Origin of the sequence: Chryseobacterium sp. SIMBA_028 (genome assembly GCF_046535285.1) — a bacterium.
In the GTDB taxonomy this organism is placed as follows: domain Bacteria; phylum Bacteroidota; class Bacteroidia; order Flavobacteriales; family Weeksellaceae; genus Chryseobacterium.
In genome coordinates, this window is sequence record NZ_JAWRWZ010000391.1 from 1 (window position 1) to 264 (window position 264).

The following is a 264-nucleotide window of genomic DNA, read 5'->3' on the forward strand; positions in this document are numbered from 1 at the left end:
CCGCTACCGCCACGGACGTGGCGTAGTACACGATGTTGCGGATGAAGTTGGTGGTCCCGTCCAAGGGATCAATGGACCAGCGATATCCCGACGGAGTTTCAGGGCGGGTTGTGCCGTATTCCTCCCCGGTGATGGTGTCTTGGGGGCGTTCAGCGGCAATTGCTTCGCGGACCGCGTTCTCCGCGGCGACATCGAAAGCCGTGACCCAGTCGCCGGCCTCGCCTTTGTTGGACGTATCGAGGCCTTCGCCACCGGTGCCGCTGG

The 264-nt window shown here is 63.6% G+C and carries 1 protein-coding gene; it reads right to left on the reverse strand.

Annotated elements, in window-relative coordinates:
• On the reverse strand, nt 1-264 hold a 264-nt coding region (locus SCA31_RS23875), incomplete at both ends, for an inositol monophosphatase family protein (RefSeq protein WP_410699483.1).